At 60.8% G+C, this 2,173-nt stretch carries 3 protein-coding genes and 1 pseudogene; 1 reads left to right on the top strand and 3 read right to left on the bottom strand.

Going from position 1 to position 2,173, the window contains the following annotated elements:
• Nucleotides 1-294, top strand: a 294-nt coding sequence (locus Q2T94_RS20450; RefSeq protein WP_302266479.1) for a hypothetical protein, incomplete at its 5' end; no start/stop codon positions are given.
• 553 nt (nucleotides 295-847) lie between these two features.
• Here Q2T94_RS20450 and Q2T94_RS20635 read toward each other — a convergent pair.
• The 3 genes and pseudogenes from Q2T94_RS20635 to Q2T94_RS20630 all read right to left on the bottom strand — a co-directional run bounded on the left by Q2T94_RS20635 (nucleotide 848) and on the right by Q2T94_RS20630 (nucleotide 1,895).
• Nucleotides 848-955, bottom strand: a complete 108-nt coding sequence (locus Q2T94_RS20635) for a hypothetical protein (protein WP_367281570.1) — start codon at nucleotides 953-955, stop codon at nucleotides 848-850.
• 378 nt (nucleotides 956-1,333) lie between these two features.
• Nucleotides 1,334-1,531, bottom strand: a pseudogene (locus Q2T94_RS20445) (tyrosine-type recombinase/integrase); the annotation flags it as partial.
• The gene (locus tag Q2T94_RS20630; protein ID WP_367281569.1) at nucleotides 1,479-1,895 is read right to left on the bottom strand and encodes a tyrosine-type recombinase/integrase; all 417 of its coding nucleotides are present in this window, start codon (nucleotides 1,893-1,895) and stop codon (nucleotides 1,479-1,481) included. The gene Q2T94_RS20630 and the pseudogene Q2T94_RS20445, both read right to left, overlap by 53 nt.
• Between the last annotated feature and the right edge of the window lie 278 nt (nucleotides 1,896-2,173).

Here is a 2,173-nt window from a genome sequence, read left to right as displayed (position 1 = left end):
AACGGACTCCAACGGATCCTTCTGGGCCGGAACGGCACCAATCTTCTCGCGCAAGTTGTACGTTCCTGTTTCGCTTCAGACGGAGTTTTGGATGATCCGGTCCATGCTTGCTTCGGCGTGGCCGACGAAGCCGAGCCGATGGCGGCAGAACACCGGCGACGTCGAGCCGCATCAGCATTCCCAGGGCTCGATCCGCTTGCAGAGCTGCATCCCGGTACCGCTCCGCCACAACAGTCCGCGATCGTCGGCACCATGGAGTCCGCAGTTCCCATCCAGATCTTCGGCGCCCAGTAGCTTGCTGTGCTGAGCCGTCGGGGCAAACGGTCGAGGCCGGGCCGGCTCACGTCATGTGGCCAGCCACAAGTCGACGGCAACGTGGCTCCCATGGTGAATATTCCTGTCGTCCCGGAATGGTCCCCACGCGCACTGTGCTGACGGCTCTCAAAGGCCCTATCGGTGGCTCTGAAGAAGAATACTCGAGTTTTGGCGGGGTGGCTCTGAACGGCAATATTGGTGGCTCTCAATGAGTCAAATATTCAGCTGGCGATGCGTTCCTCGCTGAGGATCACCGGGTACGGGTCCGCCAATGATCCCAGGCTCTCATTGGTTGCCATGGTCTGCTCGAAGAGGGCTTCGTGCTGCACGGTCGGCACCGGCGGTGAGTTGCCGTGTGGTCGTTCTTCTTTACTACGCCGATACGATGCCCCGAATGCGCCGGACGCAGGGCCACCTGCCCGTAGCGCCTGGCGGAGGTGATGGCGCGCGATCAATTTTAGGCCGGTCATTAAAGCGCTAAGAATCAGGCCACTTGGGCTCGATTTCCTGCCATGTTGGCATTTGGCCTATTTCATGAGGGCGTTCCTGACCCGGTAGGACTCGCCGGGAACTGCAGGAGCCTTCCGTGGTGCGCCTGCCGGTCGATGACGGCCGCGGCTATGTTGTCATTGCCGAACACCGATCCCCACCGGGAAATCTCCAAATTTGTGGTGATGATCAGGCTACGCTATTCATGCCCGTCACGTGATCACCTGAAACGGCAGCCTGGCCTCTTCGATATCGCTCGGTAGATATCCCAGCTCGTCGAGACCGGGAATATGCCGATATCCAAGGCGCTGGGCGGTCCAGTTACGTGTCGATGCCGGGCCTCTTGTTAGTTGCGATAGATGTCGTGGCGGCAAAGTTGCAAGCTCTTCAGGAAGTCCACGAGGCTGTCCGGTCCCTGGCATCGTCCTGGCGGCGAAGCAATTGATGTGGTCAGGGCGAAAGCCCGTTCCTTGATGGTCATGTCGGCGTACATGTACGTGTTCGATGACCGGACGTCGGCGCCACCGAGCTATAACGCGCTGACCTTGCAAACGTCGCCGGCATGCAGCAGCGTCATCGCCGTGGTGTGGCGCAGGGTGTGCGGGGTGATCTTCTTGGTCTGCAGCTTCTCGCACGTCAATGCGGCCGTGGCGTCGTGCTTGGCCAATCGTTGTTCAACGGCGTCGCGGCTCAAGCGCCTCCCCTTGCGCGTGGAGAACAACGGATCGACGGGCCGTTGCGTTCGGCTCTCCCTTCAGGACCAATGCCGTGGGATGGGTCAAGGGAACGGCGCGTTCCTCGCGTTCCTTGCCGCGGCATTGGATGTGGACTCCGGTGCGCGGGCCAATGTAACTGCCGTTCAGGCTTGTCAGCTCTGAGACGCGCAGTCCTGTTTGGATGGCTAATATCTGCAGTGCGTGGTTTCGTCGGCCTGACCAGCATGAGCGGTGCGCTGCCGCGATGAGCGCCCCGACTTCTGCCGGCGTGAGGTAGGAAGACGTAGCCTTTTCGAATCGTTTCGGAGGTATCCCCAGGACACCGGAGATCAGCGCTGAGTGCTCCGGGTGACGCAACGAGGCATCGGCGAACATGGGCCGAATGGCACCCAATCGATGAACGAACTAAAACAACAGCCGGAAGGTGCCGCGGTAGGAAGCCCTAGTGCGTGAACTTGCCTGGCGCTGCCTGGCCATCCGGTCGGTGAAGGACAACTGTACGGCCGGTGCGATCGTGCTCATGGTTGGTCTTCTTCGCTGCTGGAAGCGGCATCCCCGAGACAGTCGGCGGCAAGGGCCAAAAGCTCGACGCTGCCGAGAGGTACCAGTAAGTGAACCCCGGGTCCCGGTGTCCGAGATATGCCGAGAGATGC

The organism is Paeniglutamicibacter sulfureus (genome assembly GCF_030512175.1).
Taxonomy (GTDB): Bacteria; Actinomycetota; Actinomycetes; order Actinomycetales; family Micrococcaceae; genus Paeniglutamicibacter; species Paeniglutamicibacter sulfureus.
Note: the sequence above shows the minus strand (reverse complement) of the source record. Positions and strands in the feature narration are given on the sequence as shown.

Coding starts and splice junctions, on each gene's coding strand:
- Q2T94_RS20630 (WP_367281569.1), bottom strand. CDS start 1,895: ATGTTCGCCGATGCCTCGTTGCGTCACCCGGAGCACTCAGCGCTGATC.